This is a genomic window from Bradyrhizobium shewense (genome assembly GCF_900094605.1).
GTDB lineage: Bacteria > Pseudomonadota > Alphaproteobacteria > Rhizobiales > Xanthobacteraceae > Bradyrhizobium > Bradyrhizobium shewense.
In genome coordinates this window covers 137,359-160,793 of sequence record NZ_FMAI01000009.1, presented here as the reverse complement: position 1 = coordinate 160,793, position 23,435 = coordinate 137,359, and the positions used below count along the sequence as shown (strand labels likewise).

24 protein-coding genes and 3 pseudogenes are annotated in these 23,435 nt (G+C 59.7%); 8 read left to right on the top strand and 19 right to left on the bottom strand.

Annotated elements, in window-relative coordinates:
• Positions 1–78: 78 nt before the first annotated feature.
• From GA0061098_RS19005 to GA0061098_RS18980, 6 genes are read right to left on the bottom strand one after another with little or no spacing between them, the layout of a single operon-like run.
• The gene (locus GA0061098_RS19005; RefSeq protein WP_245323424.1) at positions 79–1,995 is read right to left on the bottom strand and encodes a transketolase family protein; all 1,917 of its coding nucleotides are present in this window, start codon (positions 1,993–1,995) and stop codon (positions 79–81) included.
• A 12-nt stretch (positions 1,996–2,007) separates the two neighbouring features.
• Positions 2,008–2,769 carry an acylneuraminate cytidylyltransferase family protein gene (locus GA0061098_RS19000; RefSeq protein WP_091959171.1) on the bottom strand — a complete coding sequence of 254 codons (762 nt, stop codon included), beginning with the start codon at positions 2,767–2,769 and terminating at the stop codon, positions 2,008–2,010.
• Positions 2,766–4,229: an aldehyde dehydrogenase family protein gene (locus tag GA0061098_RS18995; RefSeq protein ID WP_091959169.1), complete on the bottom strand. Its 1,464-nt coding sequence runs from the start codon at positions 4,227–4,229 to the stop codon at positions 2,766–2,768. Before GA0061098_RS18995 ends, GA0061098_RS19000 begins: the two co-directional genes overlap by 4 nt.
• Positions 4,230–4,232: 3 nt before the next feature.
• Positions 4,233–5,039, bottom strand: coding sequence for an SDR family oxidoreductase (locus GA0061098_RS18990; RefSeq protein ID WP_245323422.1), 807 nt, complete (start codon positions 5,037–5,039; stop codon positions 4,233–4,235).
• Positions 5,032–5,544: a KdsC family phosphatase gene (locus GA0061098_RS18985; protein WP_091959547.1), complete on the bottom strand. Its 513-nt coding sequence runs from the start codon at positions 5,542–5,544 to the stop codon at positions 5,032–5,034. The genes GA0061098_RS18990 and GA0061098_RS18985 overlap by 8 nt, the downstream gene beginning before the upstream one ends.
• A complete protein-coding gene (locus GA0061098_RS18980) occupies positions 5,537–6,592 on the bottom strand; it encodes an N-acetylneuraminate synthase family protein (RefSeq protein WP_091959166.1) in 1,056 nt (351 codons plus the stop codon). Before GA0061098_RS18980 ends, GA0061098_RS18985 begins: the two co-directional genes overlap by 8 nt.
• Positions 6,593–7,723: 1,131 nt before the next feature.
• Here GA0061098_RS18980 and GA0061098_RS43870 point away from each other — a divergent pair.
• Both GA0061098_RS43870 and GA0061098_RS18975 read left to right on the top strand, forming a co-directional pair.
• Positions 7,724–7,930, top strand: a complete 207-nt coding sequence (locus GA0061098_RS43870) for a hypothetical protein (protein ID WP_129590887.1) — start codon at positions 7,724–7,726, stop codon at positions 7,928–7,930.
• 598 nt (positions 7,931–8,528) lie between these two features.
• Entirely contained in the window at positions 8,529–8,819 is a 291-nt protein-coding gene (locus tag GA0061098_RS18975) for a hypothetical protein (protein ID WP_091959163.1), read from the top strand.
• A gap of 432 nt (positions 8,820–9,251) precedes the next feature.
• Here GA0061098_RS18975 and GA0061098_RS18970 read toward each other — a convergent pair whose 3' ends face one another.
• Positions 9,252–9,479 (bottom strand): hypothetical protein, encoded by a 228-nt coding sequence (locus tag GA0061098_RS18970; protein WP_091959160.1) that lies wholly within the window; start codon positions 9,477–9,479, stop codon positions 9,252–9,254.
• 370 nt (positions 9,480–9,849) lie between these two features.
• Between GA0061098_RS18970 and GA0061098_RS18965 the strand changes: the two genes are divergently transcribed.
• Positions 9,850–10,413 (top strand): D-glycero-alpha-D-manno-heptose-1,7-bisphosphate 7-phosphatase, encoded by a 564-nt coding sequence (locus GA0061098_RS18965; protein WP_091959157.1) that lies wholly within the window; start codon positions 9,850–9,852, stop codon positions 10,411–10,413.
• 566 nt (positions 10,414–10,979) lie between these two features.
• On the top strand, positions 10,980–11,117 hold the full coding sequence (locus tag GA0061098_RS45080; RefSeq protein WP_165637463.1) for a hypothetical protein: 138 nt from the start codon (positions 10,980–10,982) through the stop codon (positions 11,115–11,117).
• 536 nt (positions 11,118–11,653) lie between these two features.
• Here GA0061098_RS45080 and GA0061098_RS18950 read toward each other — a convergent pair.
• The 6 genes and pseudogenes from GA0061098_RS18950 to GA0061098_RS47440 all read right to left on the bottom strand — a co-directional run bounded on the left by GA0061098_RS18950 (position 11,654) and on the right by GA0061098_RS47440 (position 15,367).
• Positions 11,654–11,860: a hypothetical protein gene (locus tag GA0061098_RS18950; protein WP_091959152.1), complete on the bottom strand. Its 207-nt coding sequence runs from the start codon at positions 11,858–11,860 to the stop codon at positions 11,654–11,656.
• An 849-nt stretch (positions 11,861–12,709) separates the two neighbouring features.
• A complete protein-coding gene (locus tag GA0061098_RS18945; protein ID WP_245323420.1) occupies positions 12,710–13,288 on the bottom strand; it encodes a hypothetical protein in 579 nt (192 codons plus the stop codon).
• Positions 13,285–13,722, bottom strand: coding sequence for a DUF968 domain-containing protein (locus tag GA0061098_RS46125; protein WP_165637450.1), 438 nt, complete (start codon positions 13,720–13,722; stop codon positions 13,285–13,287). Before GA0061098_RS46125 ends, GA0061098_RS18945 begins: the two co-directional genes overlap by 4 nt.
• Before the next feature lie 62 nt (positions 13,723–13,784).
• Positions 13,785–14,263: pseudogene (locus GA0061098_RS46120) on the bottom strand (YqaJ viral recombinase family protein); the annotation flags it as partial.
• A 230-nt stretch (positions 14,264–14,493) separates the two neighbouring features.
• Positions 14,494–15,102: a hypothetical protein gene (locus tag GA0061098_RS18935; RefSeq protein ID WP_091959148.1), complete on the bottom strand. Its 609-nt coding sequence runs from the start codon at positions 15,100–15,102 to the stop codon at positions 14,494–14,496.
• On the bottom strand, positions 15,056–15,367 hold the full coding sequence (locus GA0061098_RS47440) for a hypothetical protein (protein ID WP_129590886.1): 312 nt from the start codon (positions 15,365–15,367) through the stop codon (positions 15,056–15,058). Before GA0061098_RS47440 ends, GA0061098_RS18935 begins: the two co-directional genes overlap by 47 nt.
• A gap of 77 nt (positions 15,368–15,444) precedes the next feature.
• Between GA0061098_RS47440 and GA0061098_RS18930 the strand changes: the two are divergent.
• The 3 genes and pseudogenes from GA0061098_RS18930 to GA0061098_RS47435 form a co-directional block, all read left to right on the top strand.
• Positions 15,445–15,864 (top strand): annotated as a pseudogene (locus tag GA0061098_RS18930) (ERF family protein); the annotation flags it as partial.
• A gap of 1 nt (position 15,865) precedes the next feature.
• Positions 15,866–16,006 (top strand): annotated as a pseudogene (locus GA0061098_RS45635) (YqaJ viral recombinase family protein); the annotation flags it as partial.
• Positions 15,963–16,496, top strand: a complete 534-nt coding sequence (locus GA0061098_RS47435; protein WP_430649268.1) for a hypothetical protein — start codon at positions 15,963–15,965, stop codon at positions 16,494–16,496. The pseudogene GA0061098_RS45635 and the gene GA0061098_RS47435, both read left to right, overlap by 44 nt.
• 72 nt (positions 16,497–16,568) lie before the next feature.
• Here the strand turns inward: GA0061098_RS47435 and GA0061098_RS18920 are convergent, their stop codons facing one another.
• A complete protein-coding gene (locus tag GA0061098_RS18920; protein WP_091959146.1) occupies positions 16,569–17,792 on the bottom strand; it encodes a phenylacetate--CoA ligase family protein in 1,224 nt (407 codons plus the stop codon).
• 86 nt (positions 17,793–17,878) lie between these two features.
• Between GA0061098_RS18920 and GA0061098_RS18915 the strand changes: the two genes are divergently transcribed.
• The gene (locus GA0061098_RS18915; RefSeq protein WP_165637462.1) at positions 17,879–19,033 is read left to right on the top strand and encodes an AGE family epimerase/isomerase; all 1,155 of its coding nucleotides are present in this window, start codon (positions 17,879–17,881) and stop codon (positions 19,031–19,033) included.
• 4 nt (positions 19,034–19,037) lie between these two features.
• Here the strand turns inward: GA0061098_RS18915 and GA0061098_RS18910 are convergent, their stop codons facing one another.
• The 5 genes from GA0061098_RS18910 to GA0061098_RS43855 all read right to left on the bottom strand — a co-directional run bounded on the left by GA0061098_RS18910 (position 19,038) and on the right by GA0061098_RS43855 (position 23,434).
• Complete coding sequence (locus GA0061098_RS18910) at positions 19,038–19,877, bottom strand: ABC transporter ATP-binding protein (protein ID WP_091959142.1); 840 nt, start codon at positions 19,875–19,877, stop codon at positions 19,038–19,040.
• A gap of 145 nt (positions 19,878–20,022) precedes the next feature.
• Positions 20,023–21,306, bottom strand: a complete 1,284-nt coding sequence (locus GA0061098_RS18905) for an ABC transporter substrate-binding protein (protein ID WP_091959139.1) — start codon at positions 21,304–21,306, stop codon at positions 20,023–20,025.
• Positions 21,307–21,350: 44 nt separating this feature from the next.
• A complete protein-coding gene (locus GA0061098_RS18900) occupies positions 21,351–22,424 on the bottom strand; it encodes a branched-chain amino acid ABC transporter permease (RefSeq protein ID WP_091959136.1) in 1,074 nt (357 codons plus the stop codon).
• 3 nt (positions 22,425–22,427) lie between these two features.
• Positions 22,428–23,321 (bottom strand): branched-chain amino acid ABC transporter permease, encoded by an 894-nt coding sequence (locus GA0061098_RS18895; RefSeq protein ID WP_091959133.1) that lies wholly within the window; start codon positions 23,319–23,321, stop codon positions 22,428–22,430.
• On the bottom strand, positions 23,318–23,434 hold the full coding sequence (locus GA0061098_RS43855; protein ID WP_129590885.1) for an ABC transporter: 117 nt from the start codon (positions 23,432–23,434) through the stop codon (positions 23,318–23,320). The genes GA0061098_RS18895 and GA0061098_RS43855 overlap by 4 nt, the downstream gene beginning before the upstream one ends.
• Position 23,435 lies beyond the last annotated feature (1 nt).

Below are 23,435 nucleotides of genomic sequence, written 5' to 3'. Positions count from 1 at the left end.
GCCATCAGAACTGCTGGTGTAATCCTAGAACGGGCGTCCCTCTCACAAGGTGAGCGATCTCCCTTAGGCGCACGTCGATTAGGTCGAGCTTAAGGCATAGGTGATCGTTTGGGCGACCGATACTGCGTCCAGGCGCACACGCTCCAAAACTTGTTGATTCGTGCCGCTCGGCGGCACATCGTATAGGCCAATACAAGTGTAGGGGATGCTCGCGCCAAGGCCCGCTAGCGTTCTGCCGATGGCATCGCCCTGCCCCCCGATCACGTAATGATTGTCGATGGAAAAGACGTGCCTGCAATTTTGCACAGTCCTCTTCATCCAGCTAGGGCTTACAACGTTCAGCCAAGGTAGGTTGATCACCTTGACACTTAACTTGGCTGTCTCGGTTACCATGCGAGCTGCCCTGACTGCGGAGCTCAACATGACCGGGCCGTATGCAATGATAACGACGTCATTGCCCTCGGTGAGGACAACGCCTTCACCGTATTTCGGCTTATAGTTTGAAGGGAGCGAATAAGACACATCCCACGGCAGCGAGATCAAACGAATATAGCTGCTGCCCGGAGCCTCGTCGATGCACCATTCCAACAAGCTCTCGACTTCCGCCTCGCAGGAAGGTTCAACGATCGTCATCTTCGGGATTGCTGCCAGAGCGGAGATATCCCTGACCGCTTGGTGCGAATGTCCAGGCCCGCCTGGTACAACCCCGGCGAGAGACCCGACATACACGATTTTCGTGAGCTCAGTGGCGTTGTTATAAATCTGTTCGTTCGGGCGCGCCGATAGGAAACAGGCGAACGAATGTACAATGGGTAGTAGTCCTTTCAACGCCATGCCGCCGGCCATCGAAACCATGTCTTGCTCCGCAATCCCGCATTCGAAGAAGCGATTCGGGTACTTCTCCCGGAAGGGAATGAGTCCAGTATCCAAGATCAGATCCGCATCGAGCGCCACAAGATTGGCACGTCTTTCTGCCTGCTTGAGTAGCGCCTGCGTATAGGCTCCTATAAGCCGCTGCGCTGTTGCGGGTAGCGCGGACGGCTGCGGGCGTTCAATCGTTTCCAGCTCCATCGGTGCCATGCCGGAGTCCGAAAACTTCTTGTTCAGCCTCGTCATGATCTCTTGGGCCGCAGCGCGGTACAAGCTGGCGTCCGGTGCGCCGCTGTGAAATCGGTACATGGCCACGTCCGAGTCAAGCGAAGTGTGCTCCATGAAAGATACGCCCTTGCCCTTCACCGTGTCCGCGATCACAATCTTCGGCCGACGGTCTCCTTCGATAGAGGCGAGCGCTTCAGCGAAGGCACTCAGATCGTGGCCATCGCAGCGCTCGACCCGCCAGCCAAAGGCCTTGCACTTGGCTTCGAGGTCTCCGAGGTCGGAGACGTTCTTAACGAATGTATCGGACTGTAGCTTGTTGTGATCGACAATCACTGTAATCTCGTGCAAGCCGAAGTTAGCCGCAGAGATAAGAGACTCCCAGAACTGACCTTCCTGCAGTTCGCCGTCGCCGGTCATGACGAAAATTCTTCCGTTGCGGTGCGTCAAGCGATTGGCGAGGATCATGCCCTTCGCTTTCGATACCCCCATGCCAAGCGAACCGCTGTTGGTTGCCATGCCCGGCGTGCCGATGTCCGGATGGCCGGGTAGGCCATCGATCTGGCGCAGTTTGTGGATCAGTTCAAAGTCAAGTCTGCCCAATCCGATGAGGGCAGCGTAGTAACCGGGGGCGTCGTGGCCCTTCGAGCTGAAATAGACGTCCGCTCCCTCAATTTCCTCGAGCAGCAACCAACTGACGATGTCCAGGCTGCTGAAACTGCTGCCGATGTGTCCCGAGCCTGCGCGCGCGATCATGTAGAGCGCGTTCAAGCGACACAGATCCCCGAAAATTGCTGCTCTTTCCTTTGCGGGAAGGTTCGAGCCGGTAACGCGTTCGAATTCGGCATGCGGGGCAAAATAAAGCGTGCCTTCGACGGCCTGTCCTGCGAGCTCACCCACTTCAAACTCCACTTATTCGTTGACTTTATAAGGCTCGATATCGATCGTCGGGAGTACGGTCGCCTTGGTATCGAGAAGCCTTTCCGCTAGCCAGCAGTCTTCCGGCTCGTTGATGTCGAATCCTTCGTAGCCTTGGCTCACGAAAGGAATGATGGCTTCCCCTGCTATGCTGTTTAGTTTGAGCGGAACTCGTGACCATGCAATTTCAAGACTAGCGTCCTGCGCGTAGACTAGAGGAAGCGAGGCATATTGGCTGCTATGCCATGGCGTGTCTCCGTTAGAGAACGGCAACAATGGCAGCATGCGGCCGCCTCGAATGACCCACATTTTTCCTGGATGCTGCTTACACTTTTCGACTGCACGAAGCGAATCTGCGCCGGGATCAGCCAGAAAGGTTGACCACGCTCGCTGGATCGTTTCTGGAAGCCGGAATGGGCTAGTCGGCCGCAAGATGCTGAAGATGTCGAAATGACACCCTATTGCGGTCAGCTGATTCAGCATCCATACGACCCATTCAATATCCGGAGACTTATCGCCCGATATCTCGGCCGATCGTAGGAATGGAACCTCCGCACCGTAGTGGCGAGCGATGTCTGCATAAAGCTCGCTATCGGTTGCGCAGATCACGCTACCGAATACGCCACTATCGATAGCCGCTCGGATTGAATACGCCATGATTGGATGGCCGCCCAACGGAAGGATATTCTTGTTCCGGACCCGCTTTGATCCAGATCGTGCCGGAATGAATGCGACAGCGCGGGAAGGCTTGCTCATGACAGCAGCGCGGGTCGTATCAGGAAGGAAATATTCTTTAGCTCGGAATACACCTCAAGCGCCTCTACCCCAGGTTCTCTTGTTCCGTTACCGGAAGCGCCGAACCCACCAAACGGCATGTGTGGCTCGCTGCCGTAGGTTCCCATGTTGACGTTAGCGACGCCGGCTTTAACGTGCTGCGCGAACCACATGGCACGATCAACATTGGTGGTATGAATCGCGGCGGTAAGCCCATATTCGGAAGAATTGGCTGCGGCAACCGCTTCGATGATGTTTTCGACCACGTGCAGGGTGGCGACGGGGCCGAACACTTCTTTGGACCCAATTTCTGAGCCGGTCGAAAGACCGTCGATGACGGTAGGTTCTACATAATAACCGTTGATCAGGTCGAGTGCGTCGGAAGCCTTGCCGCCGCACAGGATGCGTCCTCCTTCAGCCCTAGCGCGCTCGATAGCTGCGAGAATTGACTGTTGCTGTCGCCGGCTGACGACCGGTCCGAGATCGCTATCGGCCGATATGCCGAGCTTGAGGCTGCGAGCTTTCGCAACCAATTTGTCCCGGAATGGTTCGTAAACGGAGCGAAAAACCAACATGCGGCTGCCAGCCGCGCAGCGTTGGCCAGCGTTGCTGAAAGCCGATAGGCTCGCCCAGTGCACAGCCTGATCCAGATCGGCATCGTCGCATACTACGAAAGGATTCTTGCCGCCCAGTTCTAGCGAAACTCGTGCAAGTCGCTTGCCGGCGACTTCGGCAATCCAGCGGCCAACATTCGTCGAGCCGGTGAAGCTGATGACGTCGATCCGCTCGTGCATCACCAGGGCGGCGCCGCTTTGCTGCCCGCGCCCTTGGATGAGATTGAACACCCCATCAGGCAATCCTGCGTCCTTTGTGATCTGCGCGAATAACCATGCGATCTGCGGAGAGTCCTCCGCAGCTTTCAGGACAACGCTATTTCCGCAAATTAGTGCAGGAAATGTCTTCCAGGCGATATTGGCAATCGGCGTGTTGGCTGGGACTATGAGACCAGCGACGCCTCGTGGTTGGCGGACAGTGTGGCTGTATTTGTTGGGTGTCCCCGAGGTTAGAGAACGCCCATGCAGCCGCATTCCTTCGCCTGCGAAATATTCGGCCTGCAATATCGCTCCATCGGTTTCGCCCAATGCATCCTGTGGTGGTTTCCCCGTTTCGATGGCTATGCACTCGGCGAGCTCGGCGCGGCGCAGATGCATTATCGACGCGATGTTAGCCAGGATTTGTCCGCGCCTGATCGGAGTAATTGCCGCCCACGCTTGTTGCGCGTCACCCGCTGCTGAAACCGCCAGCTTGACGTCCTCCTCCGTCGAGTCTGTCACATAGCTCAACAAGCGCCCGTCATGGGGAGTAAACTTTTCGAGCCAGCCTCCGGTCGACGATCGACGCGGCTTGCCGTCTATCCAGTTAGGAATCCGGAGTTCGGTCATCGCTCAAATCGCTGTCCAGCCGCCATCGATCACCAGAGTCGCCCCTGTCATGTATCGCGACGCGGGGCTAGCTAGGAAGACTATTGCTCCATTGTACTCGCTCGCCGCTGCCATGCGCCCAACCGGAATGCGTCCGCAATAGGCGGCGAGGAACTGTTCGTCTTGATTATTGAAAACGCCCGCAATGGTCAGTGAATTTACTCTAACGTTGCGTTTCGCCCAATATACAGCAAGATATCGCGTGAGATTGAGGATGCCCGACTTCGAAGCCGAATAAGCAACTGGCTTGTAAAAGACCTCGCCGCGCTGACGGCGGTACTCATACAGGCTTTGGTCGGGCGCGACCATTCCGTATATTGACGCAACATTGATGACCGATCCCTTTTGGGCTCGCGCCATCGCGCCGCCAAATATCTGGCAGCATAGATAAGTCCCCTTGAGATTGACGTCGATAACGTTGTCCCATGACGACTCTGGGTAATCCTCGAAGCGCCCATTTTCTTCGATAGGAGCCGACGGTGGCGAATCGATCGCGGCGTTGTTGACGAGAACCGTTGGTGTGCCGAATCGACTTTCAACTCGATGAAGCGCCTCGTTGATAGAAGATCTGCTCGTAATATCGGAATCTACAAACATGAAAGTGTCAGAAAAAACAGATAGCAGTTCTTCGGTGGCGGGCGAGATACGCAAATCGAGCCCAGCAACCCGAGCGCCGCGCGTCAGAAAGCTGCGTGCATATTCACTTCCAAGTTGTCCAGATACGCCGGTGATGAGGACGATTTCGCTGGCGACATCGAAAAGCTCATCCATGATTATCTCGGCCATTGTCTAGTCGCCCCGCGTTGAAGACAGCGTCGCAGATTTCGCGAACGGCCCCAAAGCCGCCGGGGCGCTTCGTCCGCCAAATTACATGGAGGTCAACGTCCGGGTGGGCGTCCGCAACGGCGACGGGCAGTCCAACGACTGCGAATGCCGGAATATCATTGATATCGTTGCCGACGAACATCGTCCGTTCAGGTGTTACTCCGAATTCTCGACAAGACAGCAAAACGGCTTCGGCTTTATCGTCAATACCTTGTTTGCAGGGCAGTCGAAGTTTCGTTGCGCGCGCTGTCACAACTGGATTATTTTCGGTCGATACGATCAGCAATTTTACTCCAGCGGAGCGCAACCTGGTCAGCCCCAGGCCATCGCTACGCCAACAACGAACAGACTCGATGCCATCTTGGGTTACGTAGACCGTGTTGTCCGTAAACACCCCATCGAAGTCGAACACGATCAACTGCACGACAGCTAGGCGATTTGCGTCAATCATGGTCAAACGCGCCGTTTCGATGTTCTACATCCGAGAGTTCGATTGGTTCCCCTTTCGCGATATCCCGCTTCAGTTTGGTGCCGACGATCTTGTTGGATTCCCGGACGGGCAGATACTGCTTGTTGAAAATGCGTCCCGATAGCACATCAAGCGTCAGCTCGTCGCCTGCCTTTAGATCCGCAAAAGCGATGACGGATTTGCCTAGCTTTTTGAAAACTTGCTCAGCGCCAATGTCGACTGCAGGTTTAGGCGGCATCATGTGGCGCACGCGCTTTATATCTCGGACGAACTTGCGGAAACCTTCTGGCTCGAGCGCGAAGCTATGATCGGTGCCCTTCCACGCACGGTTGAGCGTCACGTGCTTTTCGAATACACGCGCCCCTTTCATGTAGGCGATCGGCCCCGACAATGTACCGTTAAAATGGTCCGATGAACCGATCACACAGTTGGGGAACTCTTTGATCAATGTGTCGATATTGTCCAGCCCAAGCCGATTGTACTCACACGGATACTCAGAGACGCAATGCAGAATTGCGATTTGGTTGTGATGGCGAAGCAATAGCTCAACGCTTGCGCGGATTTGATCCATCTTGCCGCCTCCGACGCTCATCACCACAGGTCTGCCAACCCTTGCAATTCGGTTAAGGAAGGGCAGATTGCCAAGATCGAATGATGCGACCTTCAGGAGGTCCACGCCGATATTTTGGAGCAAGTCGAGGCTGGGTTCATCGAACGGCGTCGACATAAATTTCACCCCATACCTGTCACAATCCCCCTTGAGGATGGGCAGCCATTCCGGCTTCAGTTCGAGTTTCTCACGATGAGCACCATAGGTTTCAGCGAAGGCATTCTCACTGGTATACGCAGCTTCATAAGCACTGGATGAGAACAGGTACTTGTTGCTTCGGGTCTGAAATTTGATGACGTCGGCGCCTTCGAACGCGAACATCCGAATATATTCGCGTGCGATATCGAGGTCGCCTTGATGGTTCTGGCCAACCTCAGCAATCACAAGCGGGGAATGGTCAAGCTTATCTCTTTCGAGCAATGGGTCACCCTGGTATCTTGATGGCTGCGGAAGGTCAGTTGTGCGAACGGCACCGTTTGGCGCGAACTAACATAATTGCCGGACGTCGCGCCAGCTGGTTTTGATCGGGTGGCAAGGGCGGGATTGTCTGGGCTCCGCGAGCGTCAAATGGCCTGGATTGGCCTTCTCCAGCTTTCAAGTTGTCGTTTGTTCGGGGAGAGCGGAGCCACCCGTCGAGAGCTGCGAGTTCGACGCTCCCGGGGAGGGGCGATAGCCCAGTACGCGCCTCCGAACACTGAACTTCCAGTGTATTTTCATCGAATTCCACTAGTTCGCGACGCTCCACCTGCCCCTGCGCCCCTCCGCAATCCCCAGCCTGCAGATGAGGATCGCGGGCGCGTCCCGACGAACAAGAGCAGCTAAGCGAGAGCAAATTCGTAATGAATTCAATAGGATTGGAGTCTGGTTCCAACTAAGGGACGTTCCCACCTTAAGCGAACGCTTAAAAAATGGTCGATGCGGCTCACCGTCGGCTTCGTGGGACACCGCGAGAGGTGTTATATTACCGTACCTAGAGGTCATCGAGTCGGCGGGGTCAAAAGAACGCCGCAGCGCCTTCATCGACATGAGCCGGAGATAAACGGAAATTTTTGCCGCATGCGGGAGGATGGTACCCACACCGTCCTTCGTGACGGGCAAGTTCCGAGCCCGCGCGCAGCGCGTCCACGAGGAAAGCGCATTTCTCCCGACGGCCGGCGTCCACGTCGGTGCCATCCGGTCACCGGCCCGACAACCCTGTGCATTTCGCAAATGATATGGGTCCAAGGGAGCGCCGTGGCCCAAACGATGAGGGCTCAACCCTCCAGCGAACTCTTGGATCGCGTCTCGTCCGATCTTTTGGCCGCGCCTCGCTATGGTCGTCGTGCACTAGCGTTCCGCGATGGAGTCAGCGCGAGCTTCTTGTTAAACTTCAGAACGGTCTGATTCGGCGTTCTTGTCTTCGGTTCACAGGCGTTGATGCCGCTGGCAGCGTGGACGCAACTCGCGAAGTCAGATGGCACTAGCGATCGTTCATCGGTCGCGAACGGCATCCTTTGGCATACAAAGTAATGTCATAGTCAAGCTGTGCCGCTTGACCCGATGGGAGACGGTATGAGAAATGGTTTGATTTTAGCTTTTGGTATTGTTCTGGTTGCTATCACTAATTCGACTCTGGTGGACTTTGATTGCAAGAGTAATAAGCGTGCCAAAAGAGGCGTCATAGCGAATGTTTTTATTGTCGGACTTGGACTAATTCTTGTTTCTATCGCACGCTCTGGAATTGCTGACGATTTTGAGGGCGGAGAAATGGGAAATTGAGCTATTGCACTTGGGGCCGACAGCGCGCGATCGTTTTCATATGTTAGAACTCGGCTTTAATGCCTAGCAGTCGAGATGCGCCAGTCGGCTTCGGCATTCTCAGGGACTTCTTCCGAACTGATTTGGCTTGCACCTGTTCTTGTGAAGGGTGTCGAGAGGGTAAGGCGGCGGTCTGACTTGCACGGAACCTTACATCCGCTAAACATTCTTGATTGTGGTCCGTTAAACGCTTCCCAGTGTCGCCCACCTGACGACAAGAGAAGGGCCTGGGGTCGGCTCGTCAAACATGACTAGCCGGGAGGCTGGCCCAGGCAGGAAACCCTGAAAGAGGCGGCCGGGCCAAGGCTCCAATAACAACTTCCTACGAAAACCGTGGCTGTAAGCAGAGGTGGTGCGAGTGCCAGAATAGCGGCAATCCAGAACTTCTGCTCGTGATTATGGTTGAGATGTTCGCTCATTTGCGCGATTCCTTGTTTCTAGTTCTACCGCAGGCAAGTTTATGCCGCTCGTCCGCCTAGGAGCTCGGAACTAGCCGCTTAGTTGCATCAACACTAATGCAGTGGTTTAGTAACCTATTTTCGACCGAGAGGTGTGTTGCATGACAATAGCAGCGGGCGGCGAGGGGGATGGTATCTTCCAACCAAGCTTTGTGCATTTGTTCATGCGAACAACAGCAGCCGTCAATACCGGCGCAATGTTTTCTGTATTCGCATTAGCGGTGAATGACTCCCTTCTGAAAGGGTCCGCGATTTTCCTGATGGTGACTTATCTTTCCATGTTCAATTACTGGCGCAGACTGCTAGCGCCTGTTGGCATGGCTCTTTTCCTTTTTGCGATGGCAAAATGGCTGGACATCGATTTTGTCGCTGTCCTCTCAAAGCTTAAATGACGCCGTCGGGACTATTGAGTCCATTGGAACGAGGAAATGCTTCCGGCCTGGTGACGCAGATGTCGATGAGCTAACGCGAGACCTCAGCCTCGGCCGTCGCCGGCCCGGAGGATATCCAGCTCGGCATATGGTCGCGGAATGGATGTTTCCGGGCGAGGTACAGGCCTCAAGAAACTCAGAGCCATACGGTAGAAGCGCTGTACAAGGCCATCACTGGAGCGCGCCGAACATTGATGTCCACCCAGCTGTGCCTTCGAATTTAGGGGCGGTGCGTAGCGCGTCCATGGACTGAAGAGTGTCTCATTTGCTTTTGAGCGTAAGGCAGTGCCTATGAAAATCTCTTCGGGGCCGCAGCTGATTGATGTGGCAACGCCGGGGAGGGACAGTATCTCGCGCGCCTGAATGTAGACTTCCGCGCTGATAGCATGTTGATCAAAACCGTATGATCGAAGACGGGCCTCGATATCGAGCGTAGCAGAAGGGTCTAGCTGCCAAGCCCTTTGGGATATTGATCGGATAGATTTCAGCTACATCCTGAAAGTCTGGGGCGATGCCGACGACATCAATGCGTCGAAGCGTCACCCGTAACATGCGATAGCGTTGCATCTCCCTGGAAAGTTCGGCGATGTCGATGGCGAGGAGCCATTCGACAGGCGCCATTCGTTTGAACCGTTGTCACTGGTATCTCCGACGCAAGTACAAGCGTTTACTTGCCGCGCTGCCCGAAGTTCCCGCGTGGGCGGCGAGATACCGGTGCGTTGATTGGCGCTGCGCTAACGCTCCAATCGCCGTTGAATTCCAATCCGTTCGGCAACAGTATTGCTCGTTTTAGCGGCAGGAATGGCCCTTGTTTCTCGCGGGCTTAGAGCACCTGAGGAGTGCCAACGAAGCCGATACGCATGAACAGCAAAGAGCTGGATGCAAAAGACGCGGCGCAGAGAACGATTCCGTTCAATCGCGCGACAAGTTGAAATGAAGCCGGAATTGTCGGAAGATCGGCTGCGCTCAGTCCAACTTAGGCGACAAGATTTTGATGCGTCCGGCAGTCTTCTTTGATCGTGACGGCGTTCTCAACGAGGACGACGGCTATGCTTTTGATCCGGACAAGATCCGGTGGGTGAAAGGAGCGCAACAGGCAGTAAAAGCAGTCAATGACGCCGGGTATTTTGCGTTTGTGGTAACGAACCAATCGGGAATTGCGAGGGGGTTTTACGAGGAGCGGCATGTTCGCAATTTGCACGAATGGATGTCGCGAGAGCTTGAAAGCCTTGGCGCGCATATCGATGCGTTCGAGTTTTGCCCACATCATCCGGATGGCCTGATTGAGCGTTATCGTGTCCTTTGCAACTGTCGTAAGCCGCAGCCTGGGATGATCAGAGCTCTGCTTGAGCGTTACGCGGTGGATATCGATGCTAGCTTCATGGTTGGCGATAAGCAGAGTGATCTTGATGCGGCACAAGCGGCCGGCATCGCAGCCTATCTGTTTGATGGGGCAAACCTCGATTCGTTCATCGCCCAGCTGCTAGCAGACCGGTCCTCAGATTCCCCGCCTCAAATACTATCGCGTCGCGGAGTTGCCAGGAATGAGGATTGATGCCGTCGATTCCGCGATCGACGGATCGATCGCTAGCTAGCGAAATCCGAGATCAAGTTGGGAGCAAAGCGACAAGTCGGAGTCAATCGCGCTAACGCAGCGAAAAGTACCGGTTCGTTGGGAAAACAATATCGGGGCGCAACGCTTGTCGCCATGGATTATCTCATTGGGCCGAAGCGGATCTTTCCGGTTCCGATGGGTTCGACGCAGTTCTTGCCGAGGATATCAACGGCGAGGATATGGAAGCCGCACTTCAAGATCTGGCTCAAGCTAGGAGTCGACAGGATCGCCTTGCGAGCTCTCAGGCTAGGTCTGATCCTTGCCGTGGTTGGAGGGCGCTCAACCAAAAGGAAATGAGTTTTTTTCGAGCTTAGAGCGGTATGAAAAGGCTGCGCTTTCGCGGCAGCGGCGGGCGCTCAAACGCTTGAAGCGATACAATGTGTGAGGATCACAAGCGGGTCGAGAACATAAAGGCGGGAACTTAACTGCGCCTTTTCAAGCCGGGATCATCGTCCGATTGGACGGTTTGCGTTCCTCTGCTAGTATGTCAAAGTCTTGGAGGCTGCATGAACTACATCTTCCCACTGCTAGCCGTCGCCATCACCATCGGCCTTTTTATGGTCTACGCGATGGTGCGCGAGAATTTTCGCCGATCCCGGCCCGCGGATGAAGTTCCTCGCTGGCCGGATTCCAGTCTGAGGTAGCGCCCCAGTGACTTACGTCGGCAGATCGCTAGACAACCGGGCCTACGAGGGTCAGGGGTCGCCAAACGGCGCTCATCGAAAAAACCGAAATTTCGCTTGTGCCGTCGGGCAAAACAGTGGTTTATGAGATGCTGGTCCAGCCGTAAATGGAGCCTAGCCATGGCCGACGAATGCAAGGCTTTGTCCGATTTGCCGGAACTAGCTAAGCTGAACGGAGAATTCCGAAGGAACTACGGGAAGCTTCTTGGAGCTTTCTTATATCTGCGTTCTATCAGTGCCGCCCGCGGGCGGTCCTGGTTTTGGACCGCTTTGCTTTCAGCCGTTTGCTCCGCCGCGCTGGCGTGGCTGGGGAAGCGGGGTGTCTCGCTATGAGCCGCAGGTGATATAGGCTGGAAAACAATTGGCCGTTGGCGGTGCATGATTTACGCCCGCGCTCTCTCAATCAAAGGGCGATGCACCTCACGACCAGGCGAGCGATTTCTCCAAGCGCTGCGGCGAGATCGCTGCAAGGTGCAGACGTGCTGACGAGGGGCCCGTTAAACCATCCCGCCGAAGTCGATGCCTTCCTTGGCGAGCTTCTCGGCTTCCTCTGCGGACGCGGTGGGCTTCGTATCAAGGTAGGGATGTTCAGAAGCCGGCAGGATGGTGCGGATGTGCTGGCCATCCGCCCGCGTGATGCGGGCAACCCAGCCCCGCCGACCGTGCTCAAATCGCTCGATATGGTACTGTTTGTACGTAATCATGACTCTCAAACGCAACTGACGCTGAAGGCCTTATCTATATGAGCCGGCGCCGCTGCACAACGGGTGTTAAAGCCAAGTTTAACCCGCCAGTCCGGACCGGCATCTCATCGGACTTAAGGTTCATAGAAAAACCCGCCGACTTGGGAGCCGGCGGGAGTTAACTGAGATTGCGACCGCGTTAGTGGTCGCCTGCTGTCCATAGCACGGCGGCTTGCCAGTGTTAAACCGGGGGCTTGCCCGTTTTTTGCTCATCCATGCACGGTCTGCGGCCGGCGACGACGGCGTTGTGGTTTACAGCAGCCGATAGCTGAGATTGCTGACCCCGGCAGCAGCCCGGTCGGTAATCACCCGCCCTTTCGAGCCTGACGCGATCCGCGCTCTGCAACTTGCCGACGGAGGTCGGGCCGGCTCGGAGGCGCCCTAATACTTGCATGGCTGCCCGCCGAAGCAACACAGCGCGAAGGGTTAGCCGCGATCATGGCTTAGCCGAGTACAACAAAACCGTACTCGATTGCGTACTGTTGCCGACGAACGGCAAAGTAAAACGTACAATCCGCTTTTCCGAATCAGCGCGAGTGTGGCGGGGAATTTCGCGTTTCGACGCAGGTTACTGCGACATAGAACTCCTCAGGATTCAGCTCTTCAAGAAGGATCTCTTGGAAAAGTGTCGCCCCCGTATTGCGCCTGCGAAGGGTTGGTGCGTTTCTAGCGGTCGGTCGCGACCATTCGGCCGAGCAGCGCAGCCGCATCATGCCGGCCCGGTTGATAGAGATACGCAATGCGCCGCTTGCTAGGGCCGCCGGCTTCTGCACGGGTTTCAGTCGCGCTGGCGATCTGGCTCGGTCTCCCTCAGACGCGCGCTTGGCGCAGCGGTCCATTGAGGAAGCGCTGATTCCTGATCTCGCGAAGGAGCAGCACGCGCTTGGTTTGTGCGGCGTTGAGCAGCCCCTCGAACAAGACCATGACCTCGCGGGCCTGCACGTAGACTTCGGTGGTGATGGCGTGTTGGTCAAAGCCAAAGGTCCTAAGCCGCGCGTCGATCTCGGATGCAGCGACGGGATCACACCGCCAGCTCAGGGCATTTTGTAGCGTGTAGGTCTCGGCCTCCGCTTCGAACTCGGGATCAATTCCGACCATGTCGATGCGCCGCAGCGCCGCCTCAACTGCCTTTTGGCGATAGGTCTCGAGCAATTTATGCCGCAACATGCGTAGCGCTGGATGTCCCAGGACAGCTCGGCGACGCTCGATTGCGAGCAGCCACTCGATGGCGGACCGCGGCGCGAGGTCGGCAAAGATCGCCTGCCGGAGTGCCTGGTAGTGTTCCAGCTGTTCGCCCGGCAGCAGGAGGGGCGGGGGCGCCAAGGACTCAAACTCGACCGGCAGCGCCGTGACGGTGAGCTCGCGCGGGGTTTGGAACAGACCGTTCATCCGGCGGCCTCCGAATCCAGGTTTGCCGCAAGCGACGCGGCGCTGACGGCGACGTTGGCGGGATCGTGGACGGGGCTTGCCGCCCACAACTCCTGCGCCACCGGCAGCGGCGCGATCTGCAGGTTCGCCCACCACGCCCGTTCATTGCCGTGCTGATGCAGCTCCTGGTGATGCGCGCGGCACAGCGGGACAGTGAACTCATCGCTGACCTTGCGGCCGAGCGCCCGGGCTTGAGCGAATTTCAGATGATGGGCATCGCACGGGGTTTGCTGGCACACGAGGCAGGGCTGCTCCTTAACAAAGCACAGGTGCGCCTTGCTGCGTTTGCGGGACGGCTCCTTGGGATAGGCGAGCCCGGCCTCGGGTAGCGCTGGCTGCAGCGCGGCCTCGGCGTCGGCAGCAGGCGCTGCTGGCAGGCTTGGCGTGCCATTCAAGTCGGCCGTCTGATCGGCCTGAGCGCGGCCAGCGTCCTCAAGCTTGGCGTCGACGTGCCGGGCTCGGGCTCCTGCAGGCTGTTCTCGGCATGGGCCTCGCGGGTGCGCAGATAAGTCGCCGCGCACGCGGCCCACAGATTGGACGCGGTCATGTCGACCACCTTGACGGCGGCGAGCCGCGGCCGTGGGGTCTCGATGGCGAACAGCAGCGGCGGCTCGCCGCTCTGCACGCAGCGCCAGAACTTCTTTTCCGCGGTCAGCAGCAGGTGCTGGGTGCTGGTAGAGCGGATCGGCATGCACGGTGATCTCGACCCATTTGCCGCCGCCGGTGATGATCGACGGCACGGCCGCGCGCGCCGCGACCTACCCACATCTTGTGCTGCAGTTGCGCCATGTGCTTCTCGGCCGCCGCCTCTTCGGTAAAGGCCCAAGGCAGCATGAACTTGGCCTCGAACACCGCGCCGGTCGGCGCGACGATGCCGTCCAGGGTAGCTGCCACCCAGGAATGGACGGGGTGCCGCACCCGCTTCTGGATGTCGGTGCTAGAGCAAGCAAGGGCCGCGTTCGCGCGACTACGGGACACCACGCTGGCCGACCTCACCCGCGCCAAGGGGATTGACGATTCTTTTCCGTAGTCCGGAGAAGAATCCAGTGGATGGCTGTCCGGGCCAGCGTGCAGCCTCGCGCTGAGTCGTCTCTGATCGATCGCGGTTGGCTAGGTGAGCCTCTCCATCACCCAATCGTGCAGCCCGAGCCGCATGATGGTCGAACCTAACTCGCGACCGGTCCAGACTTGAATGTCAAAGCGGTCGTCAGGGGCGCTCGGCGCCCCTTTGGCGAATGACAAATGAAGAAGAACCGGTCGAACTGCTCGGTGGCGTCCATCCGGCGGAAATAGGCATCCAAGGTCTTTTGGCTGGCGGAAGACTTGACCTGAACTGCTGCCCGCTCGTTGATCACCGCATGCTCCAGCTCGAGGTCAACCAGCTTCTTGGTGCCGCCGAGCACGGAGATCCGGTTCCAGCCACTGCGCGCAAAGATGATGTCAACAAGGGTTTCGAAATCGGCCCAGTGCAGCAGCTGCAGTGCCTCGATCGTCACCTCGAGCAGCGCGGTTCGGGCTTGGCTCGCCTTTGCGACGATCAGCTCCTCGATGCCATTGATCCGCCGTAGCAGGTAGTCCCGCGCTTTGACGGCACAGATCGTCCGACGATAGCTTGCGACCTTGGTTAGCTTGGTGCTGAGCGAATTTATTTTGAGCGGTGTCCCATTGATGTCGGTGTTGCGCCACCCGGCGATGGCCTTCCTGAAGCGTTCGCCTGGACACGTTGGATCAGGTTTGACCCAGGTGACCTCTCGCTCCGTAAACGTCCACCACAAATGATCGCGCGCGAACGTGATTCCAAAGACACCTTTCGTCCAATTCGTAGAAGTCGGCAACCTCCTGCGCGTCGCGCCCCGCGGCCTGTGGCGATCCGCCCAGCGCAATCAGATGCGCAATGATCTTCGCCCGGTTGCAGTCAACGGCAAGTTCATGGCTCACCGAACCATAGCCGAAGTGCAGCTCAGCGCGGTCCAGGCTGTTCTCCCACCGGCCGCCGGCACCGAGCTTGATGTACCGAACCGTTGTCGCTGAAACCTTCATCAGGTGCCCCGTAACTGCCGCCACTGACATCATGGTGGGCGCGCTCGCGGTACTGTGCGGTAGGCGCAGCCCGCTTGCGGCTGCTGAGCCAGCAGGAGATCGCCACACCATCCAGACCACCCGGGTCGAGGAGACCACCGGCCACATCTCCACCCTGCTCGCCCATTCCTCCGGCGAGTGGATCTCCTCGGACTGGCCGGTCTGCGCCGCACGGGACATCGAGGCGCCGCATCGCATGGGTGCGGCGCTCACCTACGCCCTGTTCGCGCTGGTCGGGATTGCCGGCGAGGATGATCTAGACGCCCCGGATACGGCCGCCGGTCCCCCCGCACCACCTAACCTCAAGGCCTCGCCTGGCAAAGGCGCTCTCACCCATGCCCCGGTGCTGCGGCGGGGGAGTCCGCCGCACTCCGGGAGCGACTGTTGCGCCAGCTCGAAGCGTTGCCTGCCAGCACCGATCTACCAGCTGGGCCATGGCGAGCCTCCCGCTCAAGCATGGCCAAGACCGAGCTCAAGAAGCTGCTGCCGGAGGATGCCAAAGAAGGGTTCGGGCACGGCATTCGCGCCAAGCGCTCCAAAGCCGGCGCCGTCAGCTTTGATCCGGTTGAGATGGCGGCCGTCCAAGCACCAGGCCAGTGAGCATATCGGGGCGATCGCGGCGGCGCTGGCTCGCGCGCAAGCCGAACTGACCAATCCGGACAAGACCCTGACCGCTCAGATCCGCTCGCCATTTCTGCGCGATGACGACCGCACCTTTCGTTACGCCTCGCTGGCGAGCGGCCTCGACATCGTGCGCAAGACGCGGCTGCTCGCGGCGACGTTCTCCGTGCAGGTCATTGCCCGTGGCGCGCAAAGTCATGCGCTGAAGACAGATCTCATTCCGATCGTTAAGTCGAGGCCCGGTTCGGTGCTCAATGCTGCCGGTTGTCGCGTGCCCATCGCGCACAGCGATCAGCAGCTCGAAGTCCCAGTGCCTTTGCCGGAGCCCGGAGGCTTACGCGTTGACGGCGGCTCCCTGTTCGAGCACCGCCGGTCCCTGATTCTTCAGCGAAATTTCCCTGTTCGCTATTGGCGCCCGACCACGCGACAGGCTTGTTTTCGAAGGCGTTTCTGTCGTTTCTTTCGTTGAGTTGGTGGCGATTTGCGCCAGGTTTCCCTGTAAAATTCCCTGTTAGCAGGGAATTGGGATTTGCGGGGAATGTCAGCGCTCGTCCGCAATCACCTTGCCGTCGTTCGGCAGCGCGCCGGGACTGACGAACTCGACGCTTCCGCCGAGTTTCGTCACGGCGCGCAAGCTGGTCGCGATCTCCTCGCGCAGGGCGTCACTCGTGGCCGCCGTTTCCGCTTTCAGCGTCATCGCGTCGGTCTCGCCCTGCCGTGTGACGACGAGGCGCAGTCTTCCGAGCGCAGAATGACGCTTGCCGATCTCGGCGATCTGTTCGGGACGGATGAACATGCCCTTGACCTTGGTGGTCTGGTCGGCGCGGCCCATCCAGCCCTTGATGCGCATGTTGGTGCGGCCGCACTTGCTTGGGCCCGGCAGCGCTGCGGTGAGGTCGCCGAGGGCGAGCCGGATCCAGGGATGGTGCGGATCGAGCGACGTCACCACGATCTCGCCGACGTCGCCCGGCGTAACGGGATCGCCGGTGCCGGGCTTGACGATCTCCATGATCAGATCCTCGTTCACGACCATGCCCTCGCGCGCCTCGGTCTCGAACGCGATCAGGCCGAGGTCGGCGGTGCCGAAGGCCTGGTAGGCATCGATGCCGCGCGCCTTGATCTCAGCCTGCAGCGAGGGCGGGAACGCCGCGCCAGAAACCAGTGCGCGCTTGATCGAGGAGACGTCCCGTCCCAAGCTCGCTGCGGCATCGAGCAATATCTTCAGGAAGTCCGGCGTGCCGCTGTAGCCAACCGGGCGGTAGGCCTCGATCAGCTCGAATTGCTGCTCGGTGTTGCCGGGCCCTGCCGGGATCACGGCGCAGCCGAGCGCCCGCGCCGAGGCATCGAAAATGAAGCCGCCGGGGGTGAGATGGTAGCTGAAGGTGTTGAGGACGATGTCATCGGGCCGGAACCCGGCCGCGAACAACGCCCTTGCGCCGCGCCAGGGATCGGCCTGCGGCCCCTCCGGTTCGAAAATGGGCCCTGGGGAGGTGAAGAGGCGGGCAAACGACCCCGGCGCCGCCGCCACGAAGCCTCCGAAGGGCGCAGAGGCCTTGTGCAGGGCGGGCAGTTCCGACTTGCGCAACACCGGCAGGCCCGCCAGCGCCTCCCGGGAGGTCACGGCGGCGGGATCGAGACCTCTGAGCCGCTCGGCATAGGCCGGGGCGGCCATCGCGGCTCGCAGCACCTCCGGCAGGCGGGAGAACAGATCGGCCTCGCGGGCGGCTTGTTCGCGCGTCTCGCGGGCATCGTAGTGGGCGGTCATGGCTGTTCTTTCCGTGTTGGCATCCGTTGCGCGCCGCCGCTGGCGTGGGTATCAGACGGCGATTGGCCGGGCCTGGAGAGGACGCGATGGCGGACGAAGGAATCATTGCGGCGGAGGAGGCGACGGACGTCGTCGCGCGCCTGAAGCGCCGTATGATCGAGAACGCACTGCCGCTGTGGTCGACCGTCGGCTGGGATCCTGCTGCAGGCGGTTTCATCGACCGGCTGCACCCCGACGGCGCGGCAGACCCAGCCGCGCCTCGGCGCGTGTTTGTGCAGGCCCGGCAGATCTATTGCTACGCCAAGGCCGCGCAGATGGGCTGGTACCCTGAGGGCCGCGCCATCGCGCTGAAGGGGCTGGAGCATCTGCTCAGCAAAGCGAAGGCGCCCGACGGCAAGCCCGGCTATGTGCACCGGCTGACGCCGGAGGGCGCGGTGCTGGACGGCCGGCGCGATGCCTACGATCACGCTTTCATCCTGTTTGCGCTCGCGACCGTTTACGCGCTCGACCAGGACGCCCAAGTTCGTGCCGAGATCGACGCGCTGCTCGCTTTCCTCGACGGCCATCTGCGCTCGCCGCATGGAGGCGTTCACGAAGGCCTTCCGGTGTCGCTGCCGCGCCGGCAGAACCCGCACATGCATCTGTTCGAGGCGATGATCGCCTGTTTCGACGCGACCAACGACCTGTCGTTCCAGAACCGTGCGGGCGAGTTCTTCGCGCTGTTCCTGGCCAATCTCTACGACAAGCAGAAGCGCATCCTGACCGAATATTTCGAGGAAGACTGGTCGAAGGTCGAGCCAGTCAGCGTCGAGCCGGGCCACCAGGCGGAATGGGTCTGGCTGCTGAAGGGGTTCGAGCGCATCACGGGATGCCCGACCGGTCAGCGCCGTGCCGAGTTGCTTGCGACCGCGCTCCGGTACCGCGACGAGGTCACGGGCTGCCTGGTCGACGAGGGCGACGACATCGGCAATATCCGCCGCAGCACGCGCCGGCTGTGGCCGCAGACCGAGATCGCGAAAGCGTGGATCGCGCAGGCCGAATCCGGCGAGGCGGGCGCGGCGGATGAGGCGCGCGCGGCGCTGGTGCGGCTCGAACGGCATTATCTCAGCCATTCCGTGAGGGGCGGCTGGTACGACCAGTTCGATCGCGACGGCAAATCGCTGATCGACACCATTCCTGCGTCGTCGTTCTATCATGTTCTCTGCGCGGTCACGGAAGCGGAGCAGGTGCTCGAACCCTAAAAGTTCAGAGCCAGCGCTTGCGCCGCTTGAAGCTCTTGAGGTTCTTGAAGCTCTTGCGCTGGTCGCCGGCGCCGCCGAGGTAGAATTCCTTGACGTCCTCGTTGTCGCGCAATTCGTCGGCGGTACCGTCGAGCACGACCTTGCCCTGCTCCATGATGTAGCCGTGGCTCGCCACCGACAGCGCGGCGCGTGCGTTCTGCTCGACCAGCAGGATGGTGACGCCGAGGTCGCGGTTGATCTTCTGGATGATCGAGAACACCTCTTTCACCAGCAGCGGCGACAGGCCCATCGAGGGCTCGTCCATCAGGATCATCTTTGGGCGCGCCATCAGCGCGCGGCCGATCGCGAGCATCTGTTGCTCGCCGCCGGAGAGATAGCCGGCAAGGCCGGTGCGTTCCTTCAGGCGCGGGAAATAGTTGAACACCATGTCGAGATCGGCATCGACCTCGCGGTCCCTGCGGGTGAAGGCGCCGAGCTTGAGGTTCTCCAGCGACGTCATGTCGGCGACGATGCGCCGCCCCTCCATCACCTGGAAGATGCCGCGGCGGACGATCTTGTCGGGGTCGATGCCGTTGATCCGCTCGTTCTCGAACACGATTTCGCCGCGTGTGACCTCGCCGTCCTCGGTCTTGAGCAGCCCCGAGATCGCCTTGAGCGTCGTCGATTTGCCGGCGCCGTTGGCGCCCAGCAGCGCCACGATCGCGCCCTTGGGTACGTCGAGGCTGAGGCCGCGCAGCACCAGGATGACGTCGTCATAGACGACCTCGATATTGCGCACGGCGAGCAGGGCGGCGGGCGGCACGGCAGTCGGGGTGGTTCGAACAGCTTCTGCGGTCTGGGTCATGTTTCGTAACTCTCCGCTGTCGTCGCCCGGCTTGACCGGGCGACCCAGTATTCCAGAGACGCCCGAGATTCACGGAGAAGCCGCGGCGTACTGGATCCCCCGCCTTCGCGGGGGATGACAGTTGTGTGTGGGGAAACAGCGTGGCTCACCAGCCCAGCAATTCCGGCTTGCGCGGCAGCTCGACGGACTTGACCTTCTCGAGCTTGATCGTGCCCTTGGCCATGAGATCGTTGAGGTCGCCGTCGGTCGCGCCCGAGATCTTGGTGCGATAGAGATCGACCTTCAGCGTGCCGCGATGGTCCTTGTCGGTCCAGGTCGAGGGATTGCAGACGCCTTCCATCCCGGCCGGCACCCAATCCTTCTTCTGGTAGAAGCCCTTGGCGACGTTGTCTCCGGTAGCGCCGCCGTTCTTGGCAGCCCAGTCGATCGCCTCCTTCATGTACAGCGCCGAGCAGACCGCCGCGACGTAGTGCACGGGACGGTAGACCTTGCCGCTGGCGTCGGACATCTTCGAGATCTCCATCAGCGTCTTCATGCCGGGCGCGTCGCCGCCCCAGCTCACCGCGGTGCGCAAGGGGAAGATCACGCCGTTGGCGGCGTCTCCGGCCGTCTTGGCGGCGTTCTCGTCCATGCCCCAGACATTACCCATGAACTGGATCTCGACGCCGGCGGTCTTGCAGGCCTTCATCACCGAGATGTTGGAGGCCGCGGTGTTGCCGAGATAGGCGTAGTTGGCGCCCGAGGATTTCAGGCTCAGGCACTGCGCGCTGTAGTCGCCCGGCGCGAGCGCGAACACCAGCGGCGGCAGCACCTCGAAGCCGAGCTCCTGCGCCATCGCTTCACCGGCGGCCTTCGGCGCGTTCGGATAGGGATGGTTGGCACCCATGTGCACGAATTTCGGCTTGCCGGACTTGCCTTTGGCCTTCCAGTCCTCGGCCGCCCACATCAGCATCGCACGCAGCGAGTCCGAATAGCTCGGGCCGTAGAAGAAATTGTAAGGAGCGGGCTTGGCCTTGCCGCTGACGCCTTCGGGATCGGTGAGGGCGGCAGCATACGAGCCGGACATGTCGGGGATCTTGTCCTGGGCGAGGAAGCCGGTCAGCGCCTCGGTGTCGGCGGTGCCCCAACCCATGATCGCGGCGACCTTGCTGTCCGGCGCCGACCACTTCTTGTAGAGCGCGATCGCGCGCGGCACCTGGTAGCCATAGTCGTTGGTGTCGACGTTGAGCTGCTTGCCGCCGACGCCGCCGTTCTTGTTGACCCAGGCGAAGGTGTCGGCGACGGCCTGGCCATAGGGCGTGCCGACGTCGGAGGTGCCGCCGGAATAGTCGGCGAGGTGCCCGATCGCGATCTGCGCCTGTGCGCCGGCCGAGAATGCGGCGATCGCGACGGCGAGCGATGCGGTGCTCAAAAGGGATTTCATCGTCATGGGTCGGTTCCTCCTGTTTATTGTTTAAGTGAAGTTGCCCGCGCTCAATGCGAGAACGGGTAGAGTTTCCAATACGCCTTGATCTGCCGCCAGCGATGCGCGAGCCCGTCGGGTTCGAACATCAGGAAGGCGATGATGATCACCCCGATCGCGATTTCGCGCAGGAAGGTGATGTTGGTGTTGAGCGACAGGGCCTTGTCGATCGCGCCGCCCTTCAAATAATGGCTGATGAACTCCATCCCTTCGGGCAGCAGCACCACGAAGGCGGTGCCCATCAGCGTGCCCATGATCGAGCCGGTACCGCCGATGATGATCATGGCCAGGAACAGGATCGAGCGCTCGATGCCGAAGCCTTCCTGCGACACCACGAGCTGGTAGTGCGCGTAGAGCGCGCCGGCGATGCCGGCGAAGAAGGCGGCGAGCCCGAACGACAGCGTACGGTATTTGGTGAGGTTGATGCCCATGATCTCGGCCGAGAGATAATGGTCGCGGATCGCCACCAGCGCACGGCCGTCGCGGGTGCGCATCAAATTGGTGACGAGGATGTAGCTGAGCAGCACATAGGCCAGCACGACGTAGAAATACTGTTTGTCGCCGCGCAGCGTGTAGCCGAAGATCGAGAACGCGTTGGCGCTCGCCGGCACCGAGCCGCCGGTGAACCATTCGGCGCGGGAGAAGAAGTCGAGCAGGATATACTGCGCGGCCAGCGTCGCGATGACGAGATAGAGCCCCTTCAGCCGCGCCGCAGGGATGCCGAAGATCAGGCCGACCAGCGCGGTGACGATTCCGGCGAGCGGGATCGCGAAGAACACCGGGATCGGCGCGTTGTTGGAGATGTAAGCCGAGGTAAATGCGCCGAGCAGGAAGAAGGCGGCATGGCCGATCGAGATCTGGCCGGTGAAGCCGACCAGGATGTTGAGCCCGAGCGCCGCAATCGAGAAGATGCCGATCTGGATCAGGATGCTGAGCCAGTATCCGCTGAAGAATTGCGGCGCGAGGCATAGCAACAGCACGCCTGCGATGGCGAAGTTGCGGCTGGTCGTGGTCGGGAAGATCGTGGTGTCGGCCGCATAAGAGGTGCGGAAATCACCAGCAGGAATGAGGGCAGGGCCGGCCATGGGTCAGATCCGCTCGATGTCGTGGGTGCCGAACAGCCCGTAGGGCTTGATCATCAGCACGATGATGAGGACGTAGAACGGTGCGATCTCGTAGAGATTGCCCCAGTGCAGGTACTCGCTGTCGATATATTGTGCGACGTTCTCGAGCAGGCCGATGATGATACCGCCGAGCACGGCGCCGCCGACGGAGTCGAGTCCGCCGAGGATCGCCGCCGGAAACACCTTGATGCCGTAGGCGGCAAGGCCCGAGGACACGCCGTTCACGACCGCAACGACGACACCCGCGACCGCCGACACCGTCGCCGAGATCGCCCAGGCCATCGCGAACACGCTTTTCACGGAAATGCCGAGCGATTGCGCGACCTGCTGGTTGAACGCGGTGGCGCGCATCGCAAGGCCGTATTTGGAGGCGCGGAAGAACCAGGCCATGCCGATCATCATGGCGACGGAGACCACCAGGCTCATGACATAGACGGTCTGGATCTGTAAGCCTAGCAAGCTGACCGACTGGCTCTCGAACACGCGCGGGAACGGCTGCGGATTGACGCCGAACATCCATTTCAGCGTTGCCTGGAGCACGGTGGAGAGGCCGATCGTCACCATGATCACGGAAATGATGGGCTCGCCGATCATCGGCCGCAGGATTAGCACCTGGACCGCGATGCCGAACACGAACATGAACACGAGCGTCATCGGCATGCCGATCCAGAACGGCACCTGATATTTGGCGAGCAGAGCCCAGCACACCCAGGCGCCGACCAGCAGCAATTCACCTTGCGCGAAGTTGACGACCTGCGTCGCCTTGTAGATCAGCACGAACGACATCGCGACCACGCCGTAGAGCGTGCCGACCACGAGACCGTTGACCAGGAGCTGGATAAGGAAGGCGGTGTTCATGTCGGTTGACCCAGCTCGTCATTGCCGGGCTTGACCCGGCAATCCATCGATGCGGAAGGAAGATTGTTCGGAAGAGGATGGATGCGCGGGTCGAGCCCGCGCATGACGACCATT